The following is a 25336-nucleotide window of genomic DNA, read 5'->3' on the forward strand; positions in this document are numbered from 1 at the left end:
TTTTGATAAAGATCCTTCCTTTCCGGTAGTAAAATGTGAAACTTTGTACTCATCAAAACGAATACAAAAAATAACATTTAATACCGAATACAATGAAAAAGAAAGCATTAATCGTAGTTACGAGCGTAGAAAAATATCCTGAAATGGACAGAGCTACCGGCTTATGGCTGGGAGAAGCCGTTCATTTTTATGAAAAACTGCATGAAAAAGGCTATGAAATAGATTTTGTAAGTCCGAGAGGAGGTTATACTCCGCTCGATCCTGTTTCGCTTCAGATGTTTGTACAGCCTGCAGACTGGAAATATTATGCTGATGAAACATTCAGAAATAAACTGGCAGATACCTTAAAGCCTTCTGATGTCAACGCAGAAAATTACAGTGTGATTTATTATTCAGGGGGACACGGTGTAGTCTGGGATTTCCCGGAAAATACGGAACTTCAGGAAATTGCCCGCAAAATCTATGAAAACGGAGGGATTATTTCTTCGGTCTGCCACGGAGCTGTGGGTTTATTTAATATTAAACTTTCAGGCGGAGAGCTTCTCATTAAAGGGAAAACACTTACCGGGTTTTCCAATTCTGAGGAAATTGCCGCGGAACTGGCCGATCATATGCCTTACCTTACTGAAGATGTTTTGAAAAGCAGAGGCGCCCATTATGTAAAAGCAGATCAGGATTTTGTTTCTTTCGCTGTATCGGACGGACGTTTGGTTACCGGGCAGAATCCACAGTCCGGAGGGGCTGTTGGAGAAAAAGTCCTGGAAATTCTGGAGAAATAAAGCCGGTTTACGATCGGAAAACCAAACAAGATCATGTACAGAATATCTGTTCATGATCTTTTTTTATCCCGAAGATTAACTTAATTTCGGGAATTCTAAAAAACAATCATGATTATATTATATATTCTGATTATTTTCAATTTTAAAAGAAATGAATGTCAAGGAAAGAGGATACGACTTTAGTTTGTACAGGCCACGGTAATTTTAAACTTCAAACATCAGGCTTTTCATCAAATATTTCATAAATTTGTGCCTTTAAAAAATATATTCAGTGAGTGAAGGTAAAGACATGTCCTTTCTTGGGCATATTGGAGAATTAAGAGGACATCTTATCCGCTCGATTATTGCGATTATCATTGCGGCTTTTGCTGTCGGCTTCAATATCAACTGGATCATGGACCATATTTTTTTCGGGCCCACAAGAAATGATTTTCCTACGTTCAAGCTGGTGAACCATTTTTCCAGAATGATCTTAGGGGAAGACAGTATTCATCTTCCGAAGGATTTCCCGGTTCGTGTACAGAGACTTTACCAGCAGTTTAATGTGATGATGGCCGTTTCTATTTTCGGCGGAATGGTGGCCGCATTTCCTTATATTGTATGGGAATTGTGGCGTTTTATCAGTCCGGCACTTCATCCTAAAGAAAGAAAGAATTCCATTTATATCATCAATGCGGTTTGGATTCTGTTTATGACAGGTGTATTATGCGGTTATTTCTTAATTCTTCCGTTTGCTGTCAACTTCGGGGTTATTTTCAAGATTTCGGATATTATTGTTCCGTTATATGATCTGAGTGATTATACTACGCTATTCCTCCAGGTTGTTTTAGGAATGGGTGTTATATTCCTATTTCCTATCCTGATTTACTTCCTGACCAGCATAGGTATCCTAACTCCGATGTTCATGAAAACCTACCGTCGTCATGCTATCATTCTAATCATGGTGGTTGCCGCAATCATCACTCCTGCCGACGTTTTAAGTATGCTGATGGCTGCTTTCCCGCTACTGATCCTTTATGAATTCAGCATTATGATGTGTAATATCACTTACAAAAGGATTCAGAAAGCTAACGGGAATCTTCCGGCAGTGCAGAAATAGCTTCCTGAACCTTTTTTAAAGAATCTCTCTCATTCCGTAATAGTCGATCGCTTTCTGCTTCATGGGATGGGTGCTCCATTCTTCCCATTCACAGGTTTTCGGATCATAGCCGCATTTTAACGGTGCTGAGTATTGATCTTCCGGATTTTCTATGTAAGCTCTGCAGTCGATACAGACGTGACGGAATTCACAATCTTTACATTTGGTAATCTGGTTTTTTGTGATCTTCCAGTATTTTTTAAATCCTGTTTGGCTGATTGCTTCCTGTAAAGAGGTATCTCTGATATTTCCGAAGTTTTCTTTCATTGCAGGGCAGTTTCTGATATTGCCTTCAGCATCAATGGAGAGTTTACGATTCAGACAGGTATTGTGATTGAGAGATTCTGTATATGCAGGAATATTAACATTGAATAATTTCGGGCTCATAAGACCGCAATATAAAGGACTGCTGATTTTTTCTGTAACCTTCACAATCATTCCTCCGTTTTCGTTTTGCAGCACTTGGGCATCATCTGCATTGGTTATGATTAAGGTACTGATTTTTTTATGCGTGTTCACCAGACTGACTATTGTATCACAGAACTGTATTTCCCCTTTATTTTCAGGCAGTATCACTTCTATTGACTTAATCTGTGTTGACTTTATTTTTTCAAGTAAAAGCTTCAGCTGAAGGGTAGATACTTCATTAAAGAACCTGAACTGAAGATGATTACAGCAGAGTTTTTCCAACTGGGCAAGAAAAGCATCATTGAAATAATCAAAGTCTGAGTAAGTATCCAGAACTGCATGGGAAATATGGGCTGGAAAGAGCCATTCTTCAGGCATTTTAGGAAAGCGGCTAATTTCTTTTGAAGTACAGAAAAAGCATAATTCATGTTCCACAAGAAATCCAATATAATCATCCAGAACTTTTTGGGATTCCGGGTTTAATTTTTTCCTGACATTATTGATGTTAAAGCAGTCTTTTTTATTGAATAATTCAGCTAAAGACAACGGAATAAGATGAATTTCACCCCGCTGAAGATCACATATCGATGCTCTTGATGCCCCTTTCACCAAAGCACAATTGCTGTACAGTTTTAACCATTCAGATTCCATATCACAAGTTTTGAATAAGGTTTATAGAAAGGAATTCCTCTTTCCAGTCTGGCATCATATCTACCGAGTACTTCTAAGAAGTGATCCTGAACATCACTTGTGTGTTTTTTCTGCAATATCCAGACATCCCAGAAAGCGGAATTCAATGGCAGATGGTTTTTGTTTTCCCGGGTCCAGTTTATAAAATCTCTCCGGACCTGATCTGTTTTTTCATTCATTATTATTGGTTTAAAAATCGGGCAATACTTCGTTCAATATCATAATTACAGTTATCTGAAAGCCATTGAAACTGTCCTACAGGATTGGCTTCCAGAAAAACATATTCTTTATGAACGGTATAAATCATATCTATGGAAGCACAATTCAAATCCAGACATTTCATCAGCTTTATTAATTTTCGGGTTTCTTTCAGAGGCAGCCGGTAAGGGATACAACGATTCGGGCGTTCTGCATCATAATTTCTGAAATCTACTTTGGTCCTTTCATTAGCCTGGGAGAAAATAGCCATAGGATACAGCTTGCCATCAAGGTAAAAAATGCGCAGTTCATATTCTTTTTCAATATACTTCTGCAAAAAAATATATCCTTGTGATATATTGCTTCGGATTTCCTTTAACTGCTGAATATGGGACTCTGTAACAATAGTGGGAGGAATTCTTACGACAACATCAAAATCTTCATTCCAGTTAACTTTTATATCGTCAAGCATCACATCTTTAACAATGATCTTTTCATGAGACCTGTAAAAGTTTTCTATGGCTGATATATTGGAGGAAACCAGTGTTTCAGGAATGAGAAGTCCCGCTTCTTTTGCTTTATGAAGGGCTTTTAATTTATTGATATTATTATCGCTTCTTTTATTTAACCGTTTTTTGAACAGCTTATCATACCAATCAATATACGCTTCATGAATAACTTTTTCTTCAAAATTATATTTATCATAAACGTTTAAGAATATATTTCTGAATGATTGCCTATCATATTGATCCAGTACAGATCCCGGATGATAACCATGATCTTTTAAGTACCCCCGCCTATACCAATAGGCGTCGTTGCCGGCAGGATCTGCATGGTTGGAAATCAACATACTTTCTACTTCAAGATCTTCACTTCTGACGCAGGCGGCGGATGGATATTCAAAATAGATCCAGTCCAGAACATCATTGGTGGAATAATCCTGCTGAATGGAGTTAATTCTTATATTCATATTCCCTGAATAAATAGAACATGTTCCGCCCTGTCAGACGGAACAATTCTTTATTAAAGCCTAACAGTATACCATCTGCCTTCAATACAATATTCCCTGTGCATAAGAGTTCCCTCACTGTTAAATTCTTCGCGGTCTTCAGAATAGGTGTAAGTCCCGTCTTTAAGACCGTCAATACCTTTAGCAATATAAGATCCTCCTCTTGTGGCACATCTTTCACCCCCTTTAACTGTTCCTAACTGAGGTCTTGTTAACGTTTTAAATTTGTCTGAATTTAGATTTTCCAGTTGCATAATTTTTGTAATTTTTAGTTAATACACTCCCTTCCGCCGGAGTGTTTCGGCGGTTCTTCCCCTTTTTTCTTTGGCCACTGAAGAATAGGCCGCAATTCGTAGCTACTGAATATTTTAAATTTTATGAATTCTGTTTATTTGTTGTTATACCCCGTTTCAAACGGCTAAGCGATGGATTTTCCATCCCCAGGAATGAAGCGATATAATACTGCGGTATGTGGGATGGCAGATCCGGAAATTCTTTAAGAAACTGCATATAACGATCCCGGGCACATAAAAAGGAAATGGTTTCCATTCTGTGTAAAAGAGCAAAAAAAGATTCTTCGGCAATAATGCGCCCTGCCCTTTCCCATCCTTTGGAAATCTCATACAAATTTTCCAGATCATCTACATTGATTACCCAGATAGAAGACTCTACAATTGCTTCAATATAATAGGTACACTGAATCTTTTTCGTCATACTTCTTAAAGCCGTAACCAATTCTCCTCTGCCGCTCAGGAAAAGAATATGTTCTTTAGAATGATCATCGATAAAATAGGTTCTGAAAATCCCTTTTTCTATAAAACCCAATTGTAGGCAGATATCCCCCCGCTGGTTAAAATAGGATCCTTTCTCATAGGTTACTTTTTTCCATAAATGTTTTGACATCTCAATTTCATCATCATTCAGCTTCAGGTTTTCTTTTAAAAATGAAAGTAATGCTTCAGAGTTCATAGGCGTATTCTATTATCTTTTCAAAGTTGCTTTTCTCAAAAATATTTACATTTTCCCTATGTTTCATTAACAAATGTTAATCAAACAAGAAAAAATTAAATATTCAATAAGTGAAAATATACTAAAATCAAAATATGATTAACAACTCTCATGATCAATCATAAAAAAACATCTTTCAGTTGGCATTAATTTTTCTATTTTTGAAAGATTATTAATGTAATTCACTATGAAAAAGCTGACGTTTACCCTTCTCTTTATTTCAGGATTTGCTTTCGGACAGATTTTTGAAAAAAACAGGGTTTTCACCAAACAGGATACGTTAAAAGGTTCTGACACCCGGTTCCGGAACTTTTGGGATGTAAAGAAATATGATCTTTCTGTGGAACCTGATTTTGAACAGAAGAGTATTAAAGGGAATAATAAGATCAGCTTTGAAATCACTAAAGACATTACGAATCCTGTTTTCCAGATTGATTTGCAGCAACCTATGAAAGCAGATAAAGTGGAAGGAAGCTTTCCGGTTACAGGCTATAAACAGGATGGTGATTTTATTTTCGTCACTTCTAAAAAGAAGTTTAAAAAAGGGGAAAAGTATACCATGAATATTATCTATTCCGGAAACCCGGTAACTGCAAAAAAAGCACCCTGGGACGGAGGCTGGATCTTCACCAAAGATAAAAACGGAAATCCCTGGATGAGTGTTGCAGATCAGGCAGAAGGTTCATCACTCTGGCTGCCTACCAAAGATATCTGGAGCGATGAGCCCGACAATGGCATTATTATGAAGATCATTACTCCCAATGACCTTACGGGGGTTGGCAACGGCAGGCTGACGGATAAAAAAACGGAAGGAAGCAAGACAACTTATACATGGGAAGTAAAAAACCCGATTAATGATTATTCTATCATTCCGAATATCGGGAAGTACGTTAACTTTAAAGATACTTTTAACGGTGAAAAAGGAAAGCTGGACCTGGATTACTGGGTACTCGATTATAATCTTGAAAAGGCAAAGAAGCAGTTCCAGCAGGTAAAACCAATGCTTTCTGCTTTTGAATACTGGTTCGGACCTTATCCTTTTTATGAGGATTCTTATAAACTGGTAGATTCTCCGTATCTCGGTATGGAGCATCAGAGCAATGTAGCCTACGGAAACGGATATCAGAACGGATACCTCGGAAGAGATCTTTCCGGAACAGGAATTGGCATGAACTGGGATTATATTATCATTCACGAAAGCGGCCATGAGTGGTTTGCCAACAATATTACAGCGAAAGACATGGCGGACATGTGGATTCATGAAAGCTTTACCATGTATTCCGAAGTTCTTTTCACTGAAAAATATATGGACAAAAAATCTGCCGATATTTACGCTCAGGGGCTTCAGAACACCATTATGAACGACACTCCGATCATTGGCCATTATGGGGTTAAAAGCGAAGGAAGCGGTGATATGTATCCTAAGGGAGCCAGTATGATCCACACGATAAGACAGGTCATCAATAATGATGAAAAATTCAGGCAGATCCTGAGGGGAATGAATAAAGACTTCTACCATCAGACTGTTACCTCCGGGCAGATTGAGGATTATATTTCATCCAAAGCAGGAATTGATCTTTCAGGCATTTTTGATCAGTATCTGAGAACGACCAAAGTTCCGACCCTTGAATATTCACAGGACAATGAAACTTTGAAATTCCGTTACACCAATACCATAAAAAATCTTAAGCTCCCGATAAGAATTGACGGGGAACAAACCATTAACCCCACAGAGCAATGGCAAAGCGTAAAGTTAAAGAAAAACACACCGGTTGAGTGGAATAAGAATTATTATGTGCATTATGTGAAAGTTCAGTAAATCATATATATAAAAGACAAATATGCTTTTTTACTTTCCGGGAGCTCCCCAAACTCCAATCAGGGGTTTCCCTTTTATGCCCCTAAAAAATTTTAAGAAAAGTTTAATATCTCATTTCGTAACAAAGCGAGAAAAACAACTACTACTTATATAAAAATTCAAACTTAATGAAAAAAACCACACTTACCCTGGGTCTTTTTGCCGCTTTAATGGCCAATGCCCAGTCTATCAAAACAACGATTGATCTTGTTCATGTAAAAGATGATAAGGTAGCCGTTACCATGGAGTTCCCGAAAATGAAATCAGGAGACGTAAAATTCCATTTCCCTAAAACAGTTCCGGGTACTTACTCTGAAGATGATTACGGAAGATTTGTAGAAGGAATTAAATTTTATGATAATAAAGGCAAAGAGCTTACTTACACTAAAGTGAATGACAATACGTATTCCCTTAAAAATGCCCAAAACCTGACGAAAGTAACCTACCTGGTGAACGACAGTTTTGATGAAGAAATGGATGCCTCCAAACATAAAGCGGTATTTTCTCCATCAGGGACCAATATTGAGGAAGGAAAGGTATATCTGATCAATACCCACGGTTTTATCGGCTATATTGATAATATGCAGGATGTACCTTATCAGCTGGTAGTTCAGAAGCCAACTGACTTTTATGGAACTACCGCTCTTGTAGACCAGGATAAATCTGACTCCACAGATACTTATACATTAGCCAATTATGCAAAAGTTACAGATTCGCCGCTCATGTACACCAAGCCGGATTATGTTACCTTCAATGCAGGAGGAATGGATCTGGTATTGGGAGTTTATTCAGCATCCGGAAAATACAAAGCGGCTGATTTTAAAGACAATATAGAAAAAATGGTTATTGCCCAAAAGAAGTTCCTGGGCGATATGAACACCAACAAGAAATATGCAATCATGCTTTATCTTTCCGGAGGTGACGGACCGGATATCAAAGGTTTCGGAGCTTTGGAGCATCATGAATCCACAAGTGTGGTCCTTCCTGAAGCCATGCCTAAGGATGCTATCGACAAAACCCTTACCGATGTGGTTTCCCACGAGTTTTTCCATACGGTAAATCCGCTGAAGACCCATTCTGAAGAGATTCATTATTTTGATTATTCAGATCCGAAAATGTCCCAGCACCTTTGGATGTATGAAGGCGGAACAGAATATTTTGCCAATCTTTTCCAGATTCAGGAAGGCCTGATCAATAAAGATGAGTTTCTTGAAAGAATGGGAGAAAAGATCGCCAATTCCAAAAATTATGATGATACCATGCCATTTACGGTGATGAGTAAAAATGTCCTGAAGGAACCTTATAAAGATCAGTACAGAAATGTTTACGAAAAAGGAGCCCTTCTTGCAATGTGCCTGGATATTGAGCTTAGAAAGCTTTCCAACGGTGAAATCGGCTATCGTGATATGATCAGAAAATTATCTCAGAGATTCGGAGAAAATAAACCATTCAAAGATGATAAGCTGATTGATGAACTGGTAGCAGTAACCGGATATCCACAGGTAAAAGACTTTTACAATAAATACATTGCAGGAAACCAGCCAACTCCTTATGCAGAATACCTGAATATGGCAGGAGTAACCGTTAACAAGCAGGAAATTCCTCCTATCTTCTGGTTTATTAAAGATCCGAACCTTACCGGATATAACGAAAAAAATAAAACCCTTGTTTTTCAGGAAACCGCAGCCTTATCTACGTTCTCAAAAAACATTGGGTTAAAAAGTACCGATGAAATTTTAGCTTTAGACGGAAAATCTATTGATATCCAGAAGATGCAGGATTTTGTAGGATATGCAAAATCAATTAAAGACGGTCAGGAGGTTACAGTTACCATTCTTAGAAACAATGATGGTAAAAATGAGAAAATGTCGCTTAAAGGAAAGGCTGTTCTGGATAAAATGAGTATAGAAACGCTTCAGTACAAAGCCAATCCTACCCCTGCGGAACAAAAGCTGCAGAATCAGTGGCTGACAGGGAAGAAATAATAATTCATTATATAATAAAGGCGGAGTATTTCTCCGCTTTTTTATTTTTATTGCTGATTGTAAAAATCTGTAAAGTCGGAATATTTATATTTTGCTATACAAAAATTCAATTCTCCTTTGTAGAAACGTATAGGCTTAATAATGTGTGTCTTTTAAAAACCTATAAAGCTTTGGAAGAATCGTCTAAGCCTTTTTAATGGTAATTCTAAAAGTTGTACCCTTTCCTACTTCGGTTTGGGAGATCTTAATATCTCCGTTATGGTATTCATGAATAACCCTTCTCGCTAATGAAAGTCCCAGCCCCCAGCCTCGTTTCTTTGTTGAATATCCCGGCTTGAAAGCATTCCTTGCCTGCTGCTTCGTCATTCCGCTTCCGGTATCTTTTACTTCAATCAGGATATTTTTATTCCTTTCAAAAACGTACATATCCAGAATACCTTCTCCTTTCATGGCATCTACTGCGTTTTTCACCAGGTTTTCAATTACCCAGCTCATCAGGATCTTATTATGGGGAACCTCAATGGTATAGGTAGGAAGGTGCAGGCTGAATTTTATTTTTTTTGAAATTCTCGTTTTCAGATAGTCATAATTTTCGAGAATGGTTTCATTGAAATTCATATCGTTAAGCTCGGGAACAGAACCGATTTTTGAAAAACGTTCAGAAATGGTTCTCAGCCTTTCAATATCTTTTTCAATTTCATAAACGCCTTCAGATTCCGGGGTTTCCAATTTCATAATTTCTATCCAGCCGATCATTGAAGATAAGGGAGTTCCTATCTGATGGGCCGTTTCCTTCGCCAGTCCTGCCCAGAGATATCCTTCATCTGTTTTTTTTATTGTTCTGAAGAACCAGAAAGAGAATCCAAAATACAGCAGAATAAACAATCCCAGAATATAGGGTGAATAGCGCAGATTATTCAGCAACCTGGAGTTGTCATAATATACAAACTGATTATTACCATCAGGAACTTTGATTTCTATGGGGCCATAATTCTTTTCCATACGGACTATAAGAGCCTGAAGCTTTTCAGGATCTTTTATAGTGGCTTCAGGAATATTCCGGTAATATCCGAGATCTATGATCGGTTTTTTATCTTTATCCGTTACAATAAACGGAATTGTATTATTAATGTTAAGAATCTCAGGCAGAAGATCAAGCACATCTGTATCCGGAGTTTTTACTTCCTGCTGGATTCTTATCGCCTTTGAAAGAAGACTTATCCTTTTAATCTCTTCTTTTCTGAGAAAATTGATTAATGACGTAGATGCCACAACTATAGCCACCACCAGGACGGTCATCACAACAAAAATAATCCAGTTATTCAGCCGGGTAAGTATGGATTTTCTCACGGTTTGTTTATTTTAAAACATTCAGGATTTTCTGCAGTTCTGCACTTCCGCTTCCCTGATAATTGTTAATAATGATTGAAAACACATATTTTTTGCCGTCTTTGGCTGTATGGTACCCTGCAAAAGACTTGGTATCTCTCATGGTACCGCTTTTCATTTTCATTCCGTTATCCTGAACAGGGAAACCGTCATAATAAGCATCAAACCAGGATTGTTTCTTTGCATATAGAAGGGCCTGTACTTCGGCTTTGGCAGCAACATAATTCTGAGGTGAAAGTCCGCTTCCATCGGCAAAATTAATCATATTCGGATTGATGCCTTTTGATTTCCAGAATTCCTTCAGATAAGCAACCCCGCTTTTAAAGCTGGAATTTCCTTTTTTCTCTTTCCCCAGTGTTTTAATCAGGGTTTCGCCATAAAGATTCACACTTTTCCGTAAAAACCAGTATATAATTTTCTCCAAAGCCGGCGACTGATATGTAAGGATTGTATTTTTAGAAGTTTCTAAAACCTTCCCTTCCAGTTCAAGCTGTGAAGAGGTTGTTACTTTTCCTGAAATTTCTATTCCCGCTTCTTTCAGCCATTGTCTGGCTTCTGTTCCCAGCTGTAAAGGCGGATTGGGCACAGAACCTGAAACGGTAACGGTTTTCCCGGCCGGCAGGGTTCCGTTTATTAATGCTACTTCAGAATGCGGTGCGGTAAAGATGAGGCTTTGGTCAGAGTTTCCTCCTGCTTTAAGGTCATTCAGCCACTTTACATTTTCCAAAGGATAGGAAAATCCTTTAAATTCTGTTCCGTTGATATTGATATCAAATTGATTTTCACGCCAGTTCACTCCCCAGACTCCGGCCCCATAATAGTTACCAAGGTCATCCCACGGCCAGCCTCCCGGAATTGTCTGATGGTCAAAATAGGAATCATCAATCACCAGATCGCCGGAAATTTTTGTGATCCCGGAACTTTTCACAGCATCAATAAATTTCTTTTTAAATGCTTCGGGCTTATAGGCCTCATAGCGCCAGCTTCCCAATGTAGGATCGCCGTTTGAGCTGATGAAAAGATTTCCGTTCAGCATACCTCCCGACAGCTTTCCGGAGTAACCGGCTGTGGTTTTAAAGGTATAATCCCTGCCCAGGGTTTCAAGGGCAGCTCCCGCAGTAAATATCTTTTGTGTTGAAGCTGTTGAAAGCCCTTTATTTCCCTGATATTCATAAACCAGATTGCCATTTTCATCGGAGACATACAATGACAGGCCGGATGATATAGCCCCTGAAGAATCCATAAGATCTCTAGTAACCTTATCCAGTTTCTGAGATATATTCTGGGCAAAAAACAGCTGTGTTGAAAGCGTAAAAACCGCAATCGTTCTTTTCATTCTGTGGTTGTTTATTCAAATATAATTAAAAAAAAACCTTTTTATACATGAAGAATCGGCTCATTTATTTTAAGCCGGATATCATCAATTGAGAGAATCTTTTTTATTTTCGTCTCATTACAAAGTGCTTCCAGCTTCTATTTCGTAGGGTTCTTTACCTTTTTCAAAAATTCTGGTCAGCTCGCTTCCTTCCACTGTGATCCTGTCATTAATCCTTCTGATCCAGTTTCCTTCTCTGAGTCCCACAACTTTGATGTCATTCTGAGTCAGGAATTCCTTAATACGGGTTTCTCTGGTTTCTCCATTATGTTTAAGGTCAGGATTCGGATCAAGGTAATGCGGATTGATATTGAAAGGAACCAGCCCCATACAGTCAAAACTTGGCGGATAAACAATCGGCATATCATTCGTGGTTTTCATATTCTGCCCTCCGATGTTGCTTCCTGCACTGCATCCTAAATATGCTTTTCCTTTTTCTACATTTTCCTTAAGTACAGACATCAGTCCTTCTTCATGCAGTGTTTTAACCAGTAAAAAAGTATTTCCTCCACCTGTAAAGTATCCTCTGGCATGATGTAAAGCTTCAGCCTTATTCTCAAACTCATGCAGCCCTCTTACTTTAATGTGAATGGTTTCGAAAAAGGATTGTGCTTTTGCGGTATACTCATCATGAGAAATCCCGCCCGGTCTTGCAAACGGGATAAACACAATTTCGTCTATTCCTTTATATAGCTGAATTAGTTCTTCTCTTAAGTATTCCAGATATTCTCCACCGAAAATAGTGGATGTTGAGGCTAATATGATGTTCATACAAGAAAGTTATATTGATTAAAAAAATAGTTGGATTACAAAGATAGACCCCAGATCTCAACGAATCAAAAATTAAATTAAAAAAAACAGCAATCCCGTTAATATTTTCTAAAAAAGCTTAAAGCTTCTAAAATCTGAGGTTTTATGGAATTATTATTGAACTTCAACCTGTAGAATTTTTAAATATAAGATTATGAAAATGGTTAAAGTTAATATTAAAAATCTATTTTTAGGTTTACTGCTTGCAGGAAGTGCAAGTGTTGTACATGCTCAGACAACTCAGACGGATAAAGCCGGTACTACTGCTGCAGCCACCACGGCACAATCTGCTAATCCTGTTATTGAAGGGCTTAAAAAGCAGGTTGAAGCCAATCCAAAAGATACGGAAGCACTGGCAAAACTCGCCAATGCTTATCAGGAAGCATCTGACTGGACCAATGCTATTGATACCTGGAAAAAAATATCCGCTTTGCTGCCGGATTGGGCTCCGTCCTATTACAGCCAGGCCTACGCTTATCAATCTGCTAAAGATGATGTAAATGCAAAACTGGCTTATGAAAAATATATTGCTGCCGTAAAGCCTGAGGAAGTGGAGCAAAATAAGAAAAATCTGGCTTATGCTTATTTCTATATTGCCTTTGCAGAACAGAAAAGTGATCCTATTAAGGCAAAAGAACATATTGCTAAGTCCATACAATATGACCCTACGAATCAGGATGCTGTAAAACTCAGCCAGGCCTTAAATTCATAAAAGTAAAATCCAGAATACCGGATCGCCCTTAAAAGTCATACTTTTAGGGGCTTTTTCAGATATAAGCTCAGTATTGATTTAAATCGAAAGAATTGTGTTTTATATTTATTGTTTTACTCTTTCTTTTCAATTTTCTTCCCGAAAAAATCGGTTTCACCGTGTAAATGCCTGATGATTTTTTCAATATTCCGCTGAATACCGGCTTCAGTTTTCAGATTGTTGATGTAGCGGATCAGCTCATGTTTTCTGGATGGAATTAAATTTTCAAAATTCTCGGAAGCAACAGTGCTTGCCTTTATTGCTGCTTCTAACTGAGGATGAATGGAAATACCTCTGTCTGTATCATCATATTCTACAGAGACTTCAATAATTTCTCCAATCCTTTTGGGAGAGTTTTTCAGCATGGCAAGATTTACATACAGCCTCCATTCACCCAGATATTTCATCAGGTTCTGCTGAAATGCTACTCCGTTTACTGTTCCTTTTACCGGAATGGGACTTTTATCTTTCCCTGATGCTTCAAATATCTTATTTAAAACATCTTCAGGAAGAAAAACAAACGGATTGATCCCGATAATTTCCAGTTGGGTAGTAAAGCTGCTCTTTTTCATGATGAACAAATGTACAGTTAAATTTTATTTTAAAAAATTACTTTTAGGTATAGGTATTGGAAGCCTCTGTAAGATCAGATTAAATAAAAAATATAAACACATATTATTGGAATCCTTCGTAGCTTCCCTCTTCCGGCTCCCGGCTTCAAACCTGTATAATCAGACGTGAGGTTAATTCCATTGTGTGCTCATTACAATCAACTTCAATTAAAATTTTCCACTCACAAAGGAATCCTTATCTTTGCAGCAAATAAATCGATCAAACAAAATGAAATTTTTTATTGACACAGCCAATTTAGAGCAGATCAAAGAAGCAAGAGACCTTGGAATTTTAGATGGTGTTACCACCAATCCTTCCTTAATGGCAAAAGAAGGAATTCAGGGCGCTGAAGCAATCAGGAATCATTATAAAGCGATCTGCGAACTTGTAGATGGTGATATTTCTGCTGAAGTACTTTCTACTACTTATGAAGAAATGATCAAAGAAGGAGAAGAGTTAGCGGCTATCCATGAAAATATTGTGGTAAAGATCCCAATGATTAAAGACGGTATCAAAGCTTTGAAATATTTCTCTGATAAAGGGATCAAGACAAACTGTACTCTGATCTTCTCTCCGGGACAGGCTCTTTTAGCTGCCAAAGCAGGGGCTACCTATGTTTCTCCTTTCCTTGGAAGATTAGATGATATTTCTACTGATGGTCTTAACCTTATCCAGGAAATCAGACTTATTTTTGATAACTATATGTATGAAACGGAGATTCTTGCAGCTTCCATCCGTCACTCTATGCACATCATCGACTGTGCTAAGATTGGTGCTGATGTTATCACCTCTCCGCTTCCTCCAATCCTTAGCTTATTGAAACATCCGTTAACAGACAGCGGACTGGCTCAGTTCATTGCTGATTCTCAGAAATTAGCTTAAAAACGACTGTTATTCATATATAAGAATCCCGGAATTGTATGATTCCGGGATTCTGTTTTTTATTTCAGCAGATCAAGTTCAAGAATATTGTTCTGCTTTTTCAAGTTATCTTTCATTCTTTTTTCCTGATCTCGTCTGACTTTTTCAGGATCTATAATTTTTCCGCTACTATCTCTTACTTCTGTACTCACTCCTTCACCCATCATTTTTCGGTGTCCCTTCATAGGATCATTCAGGAAATCTTTAAAAGCCTTTTTATACTTCTTTTCATTCACTATAATCAGAGGATCATAACGTTCCTTGTCTTTGGAACTTTCCCAATCATATCCGGCAGGAAGCTTTTTAACTCCTTTCAGCTCAAACAAATGGGAATTTGAAGCATCTTCGAGCTTCACAATCAATCCGGGCAGGCCATGAAATTTGTAGGGCCCGTCCTGAATGGGCAGGTCTGTTGTAAACCATGCTATCCATTTTCTTCCGGCAAACTCACAGGTTGCTTTCTGTGCAGAAAACTCCCCTATTTTAGCTTTATCAGGGAGAATTTTCCAGTTCTGCACCCTTCCGTCCTGTACCTGATATTCATCAGCGGCTAAAACGGTGTAGTAATTAACGGAATAGTCAGGATATGATTTTTCAATACTGTACCTCACTTTTCCTTTGAATTTCATTCCTGTAAGCTTAAGATCTGTCGTTCCGCCTTTCATCTGCTTTTCTAAAGCTGCTTTCATAAGAGAATCGGATTCAAAATAATCCTTGCTGTAAAATTTTGATCCTTTGGGAGAAATATCAAGAAACATCATTTCCGTTTCCTGCTTATCTTTAGCGGTTGAATCAATGGTAAATTTATATTCATACGTAAAACGCTGACTCTGTCCGTAAAAAAACATTCCGGTTAACAGACAGAACAAAAAAACACTCTTTTTCATATTCATACTCATGATTTGTTATTTTCTTCAATATTCTTTATAACCCTGCACGGATTTCCCACCGCTACAACCTGATCAGGAATATCTTTGGTTATGACGCTTCCTGCCCCTATCACAGCATTATTTCCGACAGACACTCCCGGAAGTACAACAACATTTCCGCCCAGCCACACATTATCTCCTATTGTAATTGGCCGCGCATACTCCAGACCTTTATTTCTCTGTTGAGCATCTAATGGATGTCCTGCAGTATAAAAACTACAGTTAGGGCCAATAAAAACATTGTTACCAAAAGTTACTTTGGCACAATCCAATATGGTAAGATTATGATTGGCATAAAAATTTTCCCCGACCTCGATATTATATCCGTAATCACACCAGAAAGACGGCTCTATACAAATATTTATTCCTGTGCTTTTAATGATTTTACGGATCAACTCATTTCTTTTCTGAGTATCGGAATTTTTTAACTGATTATATTCCAGGCACAAGTCTTTACAGGCCATTCTTTCACGGATCAGTTCTTCGTTGTAATTGGCATCATACAGCATTCCTGCTGCACATTTTTCCTTTTCTGTCATAAAGAGTTTAATGTTTTGAGTTCATGGTTTTATTCAGGGCTAAAGGTAAGATAATAAAAAAAGAAAACAGGATAGTTATAGTATCTATCCTGTTTTTTTAAGATTATAAAATGAAATAACTTTAATTCACCAGATCCGGTTCAATCGGGTTATTATTTTTCTTAAGGCTTTCCCTGGTTCTTTTTTCTATTTCCCTGAATACTTCGCTGGGGTCAGACATTTCTTTTCCATCCTCGGTTTTCACCTTAAAAACCACTTTGGAATTGTCACTTCCGCCACTCCTGTTCATCATTTCTCTCATATTTTTAGAGGGATCATTCACATAAGCTTTCCAGGCTTTTTTATATTGCTCTTTCGATATTTCAAGGTCCTTACTCCCTATTCCCAATACTCTCACATTACCCGGAAGTGTAATTTCCTGCTCCTGTCCGGGAGTCTGTATTGTTTTGTTGCCTGCAAGGGTCATACTATGGGAACCTGTAGCATCTTCAATTTTAACGATAAGCCCCGGAAGTCCGTAAAATTTATACGGTCCATCCTGAAAAGGGATATCAGAGGTAAACCATGCGGTCCATTCTCTTCCTCCAAAGCTTGTTGTTGCTTTTTGGGTGTCATATTCTCCTATTTTCTGCTTTTCCGGTAGAATTTTCCAAACCGGCTTCTTATCTTCCAGCACTTTGTATTTGTCTGTAGAGATGCTGGTAAATAGGTATGTTTTAAATTCAGGATACTGTTTTGTTATTTTATAAGATACCTGCCCCTGCTTTTCTCTTCTGTTAACACTGATGCTTCCTGAGCCTGATTTCAGCTGTTTCTCCAGATCTGCCCTGGACGTTGAATCTGCGACAAATTTATCGTGACTGTAATAAGTTGAGCCCTCTTTATTAATATCAAGCAGCATCATTTCTTTCTTCACGTCTTCTTTGTTATTGGAATCGGGGATAAATTTATACTCATAAAAAAACCTGTTGGTTTGTGCTCCGGTGAGAATACCTGCAAGCAGTAACAATAAAATCTGAATTTTCATAGCTTATTTCAAAATAAAAAGCTTTGCCAATCATGGAATGACAAAGCTTAATGGAACTTTATTTCTTTGTCTGGATTCTTATTTCGCCTCGTCTGATGCTGGCTGAGCCGTTTTTATTAATGGTGATGCTGGCAATCTTATCAGGCTTCAGAGCTTCCATTTCTTCTCTGGAAACTTCTTTTCCGTCTATGAATATCCTGGTATTATTCCACTCATTCAGCTTGAATCTCTTTACTCCGTTCATTGTGATCTCTCCTTTAGGATCTTTCCGGATAAAATCGGCTTCCATTTCCACTTTTGGCATATCCGCCATTCTATCAAAGTTGAAAGATCTATATACATACACATTTCTTTCACCTGCATCCAGAGCTCTCCGTTGTGCCTCCAGTTTAGCTTTTTCACCTTCCAGCTTTGCACTTTCTATGTCAAGTTTTGCTTTTTTCCTGGCAATTTCAGCCCTTACTTTAGCCACTTTTGCAGCTTTTTTTGCATCTACGGGAGCAGCTTCTGCTTTAGGGCTCCAGTTTTCATATACATAATCATTGGATTTGAAAAGTCTCATTTTAGGAGCTCCTGGTGGCGATGGAGGTGTTGACGGTGCTCCTGGACCTCTTGGCGGTGCAGGAGGCGCATCCGGGAAATCAATATTCAGATTGGAAAGATCCGGTATTTCCACTCCCATATCTTCCATCGCTTTCATTTTGTTTTTCCATTCAATGGATTTGAAATATTCATTCACTTTTTTCAATTCCGAAGTATCAAAAGTGTAAGCTATTTTAAAATTATCAGAATTTGTGATTCTTCCAATTTCTCCGGAAAGCTCTCCTATCTCTTCAAGACTTTTCTCAAATTCTTTGCTGTCAGGCTTCATACCTTTCAGTGCCTTACTTTTTTCCTGTATCTTTTGTCCAAGAGCCTTAATTTCTTTCTGACTTTCAGGCTCTTTAAAAAACTGGGATTTTACAGCTTTTTCAGCTTTTTGAGGGGTAACTGTATCTTTTTTAATCTGAGAAACAGCTTTCTCAATCACTATGTTGGTTTCTTTAATTTCTTTATTTTTAGCATTTACCAGGTAAGCAAAAGCTACTGAAAATAATACCGGAAGGGCAAAAATTCTGCGCGCATATCCGAATTTGGTTTTTGGTTTTTGTAACATTTTAAGTCGTTTTTTTAGATTTGAACTTAGAAACGGACTTGTGGCAGGCAACTGTGTTCCGGAAAAGTGGCTTGCTAAAAGCATCTGCGCAAATGCTTTGGTGTCCGATTGCTTTACGGCCTTTTTATCAGCCAGGTATTCGTGTATTAAACTAATTTCTTTTTTGATGATATGAAAGAAAGGATTGAACCAGAAAAGAGAAGTAATGATTTCGATAAAAATTTTATCAAATGAATGTTTCTGTTCAATATGCACCATTTCGTGCTTTAAAATCTGTTTTCCAATGTCAGAATTCAGGGTAATTGTATTCTTCCAGAAAAGATTTTTAAAGTAAGAGAACGGAGCTTCGGTAAGGTCAGTATGGTAGAAGTTAATTCCTTCAATATTTTCCTTTTGAAACTGACTTTTAAGCTGTTGGATCCTGATGACCCCATAGATCAGTTTCCCTAGAAAATAGAAAGTAACCAGTCCCAGAGCTGAAAAAATAATTCTAAAATAAGTGTGGTCATTGTTAATATTTTTTTCTGTGTTAAAATTCTGCAGCTTGTCAAGAAGCATATATACATCATTATTAACTTCTATGGTAAAGTCTTCTATTTTAATCAGCGGGAGCAGCAATGATACAACCATGGCGGCCAGCAGATAAAACCTGTTATAATGATGAAACGTCTTGTCTTTTAAAGACAACTGGTAATATAAAAATGTTACACCGGAGCATAAAATTACTTTTCCAAAATATAGAAGTAGTGTTTCCATAATCAGTTAGTCTTTGTTTTTAAGTTCGTTCAATAACATTTCCAGATCTTCTACAGTCATTTCATTCTTTTCTACCAGGAAGGAAACGGCACTTTTATAAGATCCTTTAAAATAGTTTTTTACAAGGCTTTTCATTGTTTTCCCGGAATACTGTTCTTTAGAAACCAATGGAAAATACTCATGCTGTCTTCCGTATACATGATAGTCTACGAATTCTTTATCTTTCAAAACTTTTAAAATAGTAGAAACAGTGTTGGTATGCGGTTTGGGTTCAGGAAAAAGATCGAGGACATCTTTTAAAAAGCCTTTTTCTATTTTCCATAGGTATTGCATTACCTGTTCCTCTGCTTTTGTTAAAGTCTGAATTTTCATATTCTTATCATTTAATCGTTGATGTGATACCGTTTTATTACCCTTAAAAACTCATATCACTAAGAAATTAGTTATACAAATGTAGAAATAAATCCATTGCTCACAACTATTTTTTTAGTGATAAAAACAAAATTACTATAATTAACTGAAAATCAGCTGAATAAATTTTATTAAAATATGTTAAATTTTCAACGTACTGAATTTACCACCTTATTAATCGGCAGAAAAACATGAAATAACGCTGTAAATTCTTAAAACTTGTTAATTTTTATTAAATAAAATTAAAATGAATTTGTTTTAACCGGGAAATTATATTTATTTTAGTGCTTTAAAAATTTCTCATGAAAAGATATAATTTATTGATTGTACTATTACTGCTTATTTTTAACGTTACTACGGCTCAAAAGAAGAACTCTCCTGCTGCAGATCTCAGCATTCTGAAGGAAACTAAAACAAAGATTGAAAATACGGTTCCATTGGTTATTACCCACCTGCAAACCATTGCAGATAAGGAAGGCGATGGTACTATTGTGACCAATGGAAAGACAGCGTTAAGTAAAGAATATGGTATTCTGGAATCTGAATGGTTCCTGTACAGAAATAATATGAAGAACTGCATCCTGAACAATTCTTCCAAAAAAGCTAAAAAATGTATGGAATACCACACGCTCTATCTGAGAAATACATTTACCAATTACAATAATTATATCAGTAACCTTACCAGAAAAAACGGATATCTTGGAGTAGAAGGTGATACAAAATTTGATTTTAAGCCCGCAGAAATTGCTACAAAATTAAGTGAAGCTTATTTCAATGCCAATGATGCTGCCGGAAGAATGAAAGGAGAGCAGAAAAAAGACTTCTTAGGACAAACTATGTCTGATGATAATAAGCTGACACCTTTTGCTCAGTTAGCTCAATAATCATTGTAGAAAAATAAACTGAATCCTGCTTAAAAGCAGGATTTTTTTTAATATTTCTTTATATCGCTATGCTGCACATTTTTACTGCCATAAACTCCTATATTGCTTCAATGATAGATAATGAAGATATCCAACCCATTTCATTATCACTTGAAGGAATGATGGCTATTTTTACGAAATTACAAAAAGAAGAACTTCCTAAAAACAGTCTTCTTGTAAAACCCGGACATATCTGCGAACATATCTATTTTGTAGAAAAAGGAGCTGCCCGGATTTTTTATTATAAGGATGAAAAAGATATTACCGACGGCTTTCGAGGAGAGGAAACTTTGTTGTTATCAATTGTAAGCTTTATCCGCCAAAAGCCTGATAAACGCGGAATAGAATTACTGGACGATTGTATCCTGTGGAAACTCAGCTATAAAGATCTGGAGGAACTTTCAGACAACTATCCGGATATTCAGTATCTGTATAGAATGATTATGAGCAGTGTACTGATCATGACGCAAAACAGGATTGACAGGATGCTTTTTCAAACAGCAGAAGAAAGATATGAAGATTTCATAAGATCACACCCAAGAGCGGCAGAGCTTCTTACCCTGGGCATGATTGCTTCATTTTTAGGGATAACCCAGGAAACGTTAAGCCGAATCCGGTCCAGAAAATAACCTTTTGACAAATATCAAAATATTTATTTTTTTCTTTGATTTTTATCAAATTGATTGTGCAACCTGTCTCAATATCTTTGAAAAAAAAAGATATGACTCAGAAATCGATTTTATTTTTATGCCTGTTATTCGCAGGTATTTTTTACAGTCAGCAATGGCAGACTGTATCCATGCAGCATAGTTCCGGATTAAGAGAATATTCCGTTTATGTACCAACCGGTTATAGTTCTCAAAATCCTGCCTCACTTGTCCTCACACTCCATGGGCTTGGAGATAATATGATCAATTTCAGAAATATTGGTTTTGATACTCTTGCCGAAAGCAATAATATTATTGTAGTCTGTCCGCAGGCCCTGAGTGATCCTTTATCCGGAACCGCATGGAACTCAGGTGCCGGGTTTTCATGGTATACTCCTAATTCCAATATTGATGATATTGGATTTATAAGTACTCTGATTGATAAAATAAAACAGGAGTATAGTATCAATCCCAATAAAATTTTTGCCTGTGGCTTTTCAATGGGTGGATTCATGACTGAAAGACTTGCACTGACTTTGAACCATAAAATAAAAGTATTCGCTTCTGTAGCCGGAACTTTCGGAAACGGAATTCTGCCTGTAGCGGCAGGAACTCCCGGCAGGCCAGTCTCTATCGCTCATTTTCATGGTACAGCAGATTCTACTATTGGCTATACTAATAATAATTTTGGAAATTCTGTAGATCAGATGATCAACTACTGGAAAAATAATAATTCCTCTGTCAATGTTCCGGTACATACATTGCTTCCGGACTCCTCCAATGATGGATATACTGTGGACCACTACCGATATACCAGCCCTAATAACAATTCTGTCATTGAGCTTTTTAAGGTCAATAATGCAGATCATATATGGCTTACCGCACAGAATGACATTTCCTATACTCAAAAGATCTGGGAATTCTTCAATCAGAACAGCAGCAATCTTACCGTTTCAGATACTTCAATTAAAAAAGATATATCCGTATATCCTATTCCTGCCAAAGACTTTATCAATATAGACTTACCAAATTATACACATATAGAATTAAAGATATTTGATTTAAGCGGAAAAGAGGTTTTCTCAGAAAATACCACCCTGAACAGTAGTCACCGATATACCTTAGCGTTACGCTCAGTCGGTATTACCCGTGGGGTTTATATCATATCAATTAATAACAATATCACAAAGAAAATAATAATAAATTAAATAGGATCAGATTCAAAAATAAGCAGAACAAACATTTTTTTTCAGGTTAATTGAGATTTTGGCTTAGCCCCACAATTTTTACGCCTGATCTGGAAAAACCTAAAAGAGAATCGGTTATGATTCTCTTTTTTATTTTCAGAATAATCTTGATAAAAATTCAGAAAAGATCTCCGCCTGAAAGCAGTTATGGGTACTAATCATAAAAACATTCGGGAAAAAGTAGAAAATGATGGCGGAGATCATTAAACATAAATAACTCTGCAAACCAGTCTTCCTCTGGTTAACAAGAGCAATACAAAAGTAGGATTCCGGGCTGTACTTCTTCAAAAAAAACTGTAGAATTAAACAACATTTCATGTAGAAGTAATTCTACTCCGCATTACGTAGAAATAACCAACGGAATATGCAAAATGCTGTCTAAAGTACGCCCGTCATATCTAACTTCTTACCCACCAGTGATAATAATTGTGCAATCCGTCATATTCAAAACCACAGCGCGGATAAAGTGAGTTTCCAATATCATTGGTTTTCTCAGTTTCAAGCATCAGTCCGCAGGCTTCCGTTTCCTCGCACCATAGTTTGCTTCTGTCTATGAGGCCAACTGAAATTCCCTTTCCCCTATAATCCGGATGTACGAAAAGATCGCTTAAAAGCCACTGTTTTTGAAGTTTTGTATAATGAAATAATTTATAAAGCTGTACAAACCCAACGGCTCTGCCTTCTTCGAAAGCCAGAAAAATATCAGATTCATTGTTCAGCAACCTTTCTTTCAGGAATGCTTTTCCTTTTTCCACATCAGATTCCTGACGGTAAAAAATACGGTACAGATTGAAAAGTTCTGCAGCTTCATTCAGATCTTCAAGACCTGCTTTTTTAATGGTGTAATTCATTGTCGTGATTATTTTTAATTGACAGGGCAAAAATATTTTTAAATAGGACTACATTTGTATTCCAGTTTGTAATTATTAAGTAGTCCAGTATGTTTCCATTTGAACACCTTATTACTATTGACAAAGAAATCAGTATGCCTGTTTACAGGCAAATTGCAGTATCAATCATTAATGCCGTCAGAAACGGATCTTTAAAAGCAGGAACCCATCTTCCCGGAACCCGGGATCTTGCCCGTACCCTTGGAATACACCGTAAAACGGTTATAGCGGCCTATGAGGAACTCCAAGCCCAGGACTGGATTACTATTATTCCAAGAAAATATACCGTGATTTCGGAGCGTATTCCTGTATTTAAGCCGAGAGAGTGGAATAACACAGATTTTTTGCCCGCTTACCAGAACAATTTTGAGCTCCCATTTAAAATGATCCGTGAGACTGAAATAACTGATCCTGCTATGGTTCCTGATATTATTATTGACGACGGACATCCGGATGTAAGATTATCCCCCATTGATGAGCTCCTGAAAACATACCGTTCTTATACTTCAAAAAGACATACCATTAAAAACGCGGGTATCGGCACCGGACAGGGTACGCTTAAACTCAGAGAAGAACTTACCCGTTATCTTTCCGAAACCCGGGGTCTCAATATCAGTCCGGAGCATCTCCTGATTACTCATGGCGCTCAAATGAGCATTTATCTTGCAGCACAGCTTCTTTTAGGTCCCGGATCAGCTGTTATTGCAGGAAAGCCCAATTATCCTGCGGCCAATGACGTATTTAAAGAAACGGGAGCCTCTATTATTGAAGTTCCTGTAGATGAACATGGTATTAATACGGATCTTCTTGAAAATCTATGCCGGAAAAGAAAGATCAGTGTGGTATACGTTATTCCTCATCATCATTATCCAACTACCGTAACACTCAGCGTAGACCGAAGAATGAAACTGCTGGAGCTTTCTATCCGGTTTTCATTCACTATTATAGAAGATGATTATGACTATGATTATCATTATAATTCTTCACCATACCTTCCTCTGGCAAGCAGTAATCACAACGGAAATATTATTTATATTGGTTCCTTCTCAAAAATTCTGGACCCTTCCCTCCGTATAGGCTTTATGACAGCACCTAAAAATTTTATCGCCCAATGTACTGCACTCAGAAAACTGATTGATGTAGGCGGAGACGGATATATGCAAAACGCTTTAGCCTCATTGATCAGACAGGGAGAACTGAAACGACATCTTAAAAAAGCAAAGAAAATCTATCATCAGCGCAGGAATTTTTTAGATATTGTATTGAAAGAAAAATTAGGAGATCATGTTTCATACGTACTTCCTTCCGGAGGAATGGCCATCTGGGTCCGGCTGAATCCAGAATATCCAGTCCGAAAACTGACACAAATTCCCGGCCTGGAAATTATACGTACTGATGAAGAGCAGAATGCTTTCCGCTTTGGTTTTGCCTCAATGGATGAACAAGAGCTGGAGGCTGCTGCAGAGATTTTGAAAAAACACATTCTGAAGTAATAAAAACAACAGAAATAAGCCATGTTTTGTAAATTTAGACTGACTTAATTTTTGAGACTTAATTGAAATTTCCACTGTCTGAGCATGGCTATGGTTTATATATGAAGAAGAATCTGATCCGTGTGAGTTTGGAAATTTCAGAAATCAATCCCAATTTTTAACGAATGACTCCGGTCTTGAGTCTGTTTACTTTTTTTGATTACGCTGAATCTTAGATTTCAAGAAAAGGTATAATAGAAAATAATCTGCTTCAGCAATCCATTGTTGTATTGGATTACATAAAAAAGAGAAGAGGCTGTCTCAAAAGTACCCCATCTCTCGAACTCCTGTCTGACAACTTTTGTTGTTTAGGAGATTCTCAGAGCGTTAGTTTACCTTTTGAGACAG

25 protein-coding genes are annotated in these 25336 nt (G+C 37.3%); 10 read left to right on the forward strand and 15 right to left on the reverse strand.

What is annotated here, in order from left to right; all coding sequences use genetic code 11:
• Positions 1-92: 92 nt before the first annotated feature.
• Complete coding sequence (locus tag AOB46_RS13500) at positions 93-779, forward strand: type 1 glutamine amidotransferase domain-containing protein (protein ID WP_062700209.1); 687 nt, start codon at positions 93-95, stop codon at positions 777-779.
• A 271-nt stretch (positions 780-1050) separates the two neighbouring features.
• The gene (gene tatC / locus AOB46_RS13505; protein ID WP_185113869.1) at positions 1051-1878 is read left to right on the forward strand and encodes a twin-arginine translocase subunit TatC; all 828 of its coding nucleotides are present in this window, start codon (positions 1051-1053) and stop codon (positions 1876-1878) included.
• 15 nt (positions 1879-1893) lie between these two features.
• Here tatC and gwsS read toward each other — a convergent pair whose 3' ends face one another.
• From gwsS to AOB46_RS13530, 5 genes are all read right to left on the reverse strand, one after another.
• Positions 1894-2976 (reverse strand): grasp-with-spasm system SPASM domain peptide maturase, encoded by a 1083-nt coding sequence (gene gwsS, locus AOB46_RS13510; protein WP_062700211.1) that lies wholly within the window; start codon positions 2974-2976, stop codon positions 1894-1896.
• A complete protein-coding gene (locus tag AOB46_RS13515; protein WP_062700213.1) occupies positions 2958-3194 on the reverse strand; it encodes a hypothetical protein in 237 nt (78 codons plus the stop codon). The genes gwsS and AOB46_RS13515 overlap by 19 nt, the downstream gene beginning before the upstream one ends.
• A 2-nt stretch (positions 3195-3196) precedes the next feature.
• A complete protein-coding gene (locus AOB46_RS13520) occupies positions 3197-4183 on the reverse strand; it encodes a hypothetical protein (RefSeq protein ID WP_062700215.1) in 987 nt (328 codons plus the stop codon).
• Between the two features lie 53 nt (positions 4184-4236).
• Complete coding sequence (locus AOB46_RS13525; protein WP_062700217.1) at positions 4237-4476, reverse strand: hypothetical protein; 240 nt, start codon at positions 4474-4476, stop codon at positions 4237-4239.
• 121 nt (positions 4477-4597) lie between these two features.
• On the reverse strand, positions 4598-5191 hold the full coding sequence (locus tag AOB46_RS13530) for a Crp/Fnr family transcriptional regulator (RefSeq protein WP_062700219.1): 594 nt from the start codon (positions 5189-5191) through the stop codon (positions 4598-4600).
• 226 nt (positions 5192-5417) lie between these two features.
• Between AOB46_RS13530 and AOB46_RS13535 the strand changes: the two genes are divergently transcribed.
• Complete coding sequence (locus tag AOB46_RS13535; RefSeq protein ID WP_062700220.1) at positions 5418-7049, forward strand: M1 family metallopeptidase; 1632 nt, start codon at positions 5418-5420, stop codon at positions 7047-7049.
• Positions 7050-7216: 167 nt separating this feature from the next.
• Positions 7217-9073: a peptidase M61 gene (locus tag AOB46_RS13540; protein ID WP_062700223.1), complete on the forward strand. Its 1857-nt coding sequence runs from the start codon at positions 7217-7219 to the stop codon at positions 9071-9073.
• Between the two features lie 183 nt (positions 9074-9256).
• Here AOB46_RS13540 and AOB46_RS13545 read toward each other — a convergent pair whose 3' ends face one another.
• The 3 genes from AOB46_RS13545 to pepE form a co-directional block, all read right to left on the reverse strand.
• A complete protein-coding gene (locus AOB46_RS13545) occupies positions 9257-10423 on the reverse strand; it encodes a sensor histidine kinase (protein WP_062700225.1) in 1167 nt (388 codons plus the stop codon).
• Between the two features lie 7 nt (positions 10424-10430).
• Entirely contained in the window at positions 10431-11798 is a 1368-nt protein-coding gene (gene dacB / locus AOB46_RS13550) for a D-alanyl-D-alanine carboxypeptidase/D-alanyl-D-alanine-endopeptidase (protein ID WP_062700227.1), read from the reverse strand.
• 117 nt (positions 11799-11915) lie between these two features.
• Positions 11916-12608: a dipeptidase PepE gene (pepE, locus tag AOB46_RS13555; protein ID WP_062700229.1), complete on the reverse strand. Its 693-nt coding sequence runs from the start codon at positions 12606-12608 to the stop codon at positions 11916-11918.
• A 193-nt stretch (positions 12609-12801) separates the two neighbouring features.
• Between pepE and AOB46_RS13560 the strand changes: the two genes are divergently transcribed.
• A complete protein-coding gene (locus tag AOB46_RS13560) occupies positions 12802-13359 on the forward strand; it encodes a tetratricopeptide repeat protein (RefSeq protein WP_062700231.1) in 558 nt (185 codons plus the stop codon).
• Positions 13360-13472: 113 nt separating this feature from the next.
• On the opposite strand, the gene AOB46_RS13565 is transcribed toward AOB46_RS13560, so the two are convergent.
• Positions 13473-13970: a YdeI/OmpD-associated family protein gene (locus AOB46_RS13565; RefSeq protein ID WP_062700233.1), complete on the reverse strand. Its 498-nt coding sequence runs from the start codon at positions 13968-13970 to the stop codon at positions 13473-13475.
• A 268-nt stretch (positions 13971-14238) separates the two neighbouring features.
• Here AOB46_RS13565 and fsa point away from each other — a divergent pair, with 268 nt between their 5' ends.
• On the forward strand, positions 14239-14892 hold the full coding sequence (fsa, locus tag AOB46_RS13570; RefSeq protein ID WP_062700235.1) for a fructose-6-phosphate aldolase: 654 nt from the start codon (positions 14239-14241) through the stop codon (positions 14890-14892).
• A 59-nt stretch (positions 14893-14951) separates the two neighbouring features.
• Here the strand turns inward: fsa and AOB46_RS13575 are convergent, their stop codons facing one another.
• The 5 genes from AOB46_RS13575 to AOB46_RS13595 all read right to left on the reverse strand — a co-directional run bounded on the left by AOB46_RS13575 (position 14952) and on the right by AOB46_RS13595 (position 19710).
• Positions 14952-15818 (reverse strand): GLPGLI family protein, encoded by an 867-nt coding sequence (locus tag AOB46_RS13575; RefSeq protein WP_157845064.1) that lies wholly within the window; start codon positions 15816-15818, stop codon positions 14952-14954.
• Between the two features lie 8 nt (positions 15819-15826).
• Positions 15827-16399 (reverse strand): sugar O-acetyltransferase, encoded by a 573-nt coding sequence (locus tag AOB46_RS13580; RefSeq protein ID WP_062700239.1) that lies wholly within the window; start codon positions 16397-16399, stop codon positions 15827-15829.
• Positions 16400-16520: 121 nt separating this feature from the next.
• Entirely contained in the window at positions 16521-17426 is a 906-nt protein-coding gene (locus AOB46_RS13585; RefSeq protein ID WP_062700241.1) for a GLPGLI family protein, read from the reverse strand.
• A gap of 58 nt (positions 17427-17484) precedes the next feature.
• Positions 17485-19338, reverse strand: coding sequence for a M56 family metallopeptidase (locus tag AOB46_RS13590; RefSeq protein ID WP_062700243.1), 1854 nt, complete (start codon positions 19336-19338; stop codon positions 17485-17487).
• A gap of 6 nt (positions 19339-19344) precedes the next feature.
• On the reverse strand, positions 19345-19710 hold the full coding sequence (locus AOB46_RS13595; protein ID WP_062700245.1) for a BlaI/MecI/CopY family transcriptional regulator: 366 nt from the start codon (positions 19708-19710) through the stop codon (positions 19345-19347).
• A gap of 341 nt (positions 19711-20051) precedes the next feature.
• Between AOB46_RS13595 and AOB46_RS13600 the strand changes: the two genes are divergently transcribed.
• The 3 genes from AOB46_RS13600 (at position 20052) to AOB46_RS13610 (ending at position 22527) form a co-directional block, all read left to right on the forward strand.
• A complete protein-coding gene (locus AOB46_RS13600) occupies positions 20052-20633 on the forward strand; it encodes a hypothetical protein (protein ID WP_062700247.1) in 582 nt (193 codons plus the stop codon).
• Positions 20634-20743: 110 nt separating this feature from the next.
• Positions 20744-21301: a Crp/Fnr family transcriptional regulator gene (locus AOB46_RS13605; protein WP_157845065.1), complete on the forward strand. Its 558-nt coding sequence runs from the start codon at positions 20744-20746 to the stop codon at positions 21299-21301.
• Between the two features lie 92 nt (positions 21302-21393).
• Positions 21394-22527, forward strand: a complete 1134-nt coding sequence (locus AOB46_RS13610; RefSeq protein ID WP_131724378.1) for an alpha/beta hydrolase family esterase — start codon at positions 21394-21396, stop codon at positions 22525-22527.
• A 437-nt stretch (positions 22528-22964) separates the two neighbouring features.
• Here AOB46_RS13610 and AOB46_RS13615 read toward each other — a convergent pair whose 3' ends face one another.
• Entirely contained in the window at positions 22965-23417 is a 453-nt protein-coding gene (locus AOB46_RS13615) for a GNAT family N-acetyltransferase (RefSeq protein WP_062700253.1), read from the reverse strand.
• An 89-nt stretch (positions 23418-23506) separates the two neighbouring features.
• Between AOB46_RS13615 and AOB46_RS13620 the strand changes: the two genes are divergently transcribed.
• Positions 23507-24949, forward strand: a complete 1443-nt coding sequence (locus AOB46_RS13620; protein ID WP_062700255.1) for a PLP-dependent aminotransferase family protein — start codon at positions 23507-23509, stop codon at positions 24947-24949.
• Positions 24950-25336: the final 387 nt, after the last annotated feature.

It is taken from the genome of Chryseobacterium indologenes, from assembly GCF_001295265.1.
Classification (GTDB): domain Bacteria; phylum Bacteroidota; class Bacteroidia; order Flavobacteriales; family Weeksellaceae; genus Chryseobacterium; species Chryseobacterium indologenes_A.